The 582-nt window shown below is 32.5% G+C and carries 1 protein-coding gene; it reads right to left on the bottom strand.

Translation table 11 applies throughout. From position 1 onward, the window contains the following. Positions 1–64 precede the first annotated feature (64 nt). On the bottom strand, positions 65–316 hold the full coding sequence (locus KI369_RS28140) for a DUF3947 family protein (RefSeq protein ID WP_212958937.1): 252 nt from the start codon (positions 314–316) through the stop codon (positions 65–67). Positions 317–582: the final 266 nt, after the last annotated feature.

Here is a 582-nt window from a genome sequence, read left to right as displayed (position 1 = left end):
GTCCGATTGGTGAGGGCTAATAATTGCTTTGGAATACCTGCCCCTACTGATTAAACTTTCAAATTTATAGATTAAATACAGTTCCATATGGGATAGTAAGAAAAGAACTTCCATACGGTGTGATTTGATGCACTGGATAAAAATATTCCATAGATGAATAATATGGCTGGATACCTTGTTGCTGCATTTGCATTTGTTGTTGCATTTGTAACGCTTGTTGAACAGCTTGAACTGTACTTTGTGCTCCGCTAAACGTTATTGATGTACCATACGCTAGGCGCATACCTGTTTGAGAAGCAAAATATGAATAATACATTATTTTCAGCTCACTTCCGTAAAAGTAATTACAATTTATGTTATGATTCTTTATTTCAGTGGGTGCGGAGAGTTAATCTATTAGCTTTGATTACGTTTAAAGATTTTTATTATCTGTTACACTTTCATATTTCATTTACAAGGTTCATCTGCTATTACTAATTTAATTGTTGGAGAGGCATTTCGCTAACATGTTTCTGATAATTACTTTTTAAATTCGACTACTTTTAGTAATCTGGAAATAAATATTCCAGATTACTAAAAGTA

Source organism: Bacillus sanguinis (genome assembly GCF_018332475.1).
GTDB lineage: Bacteria > Bacillota > Bacilli > Bacillales > Bacillaceae_G > Bacillus_A > Bacillus_A sanguinis.
This window is presented reverse-complemented; position numbering and strand designations above follow the sequence as displayed.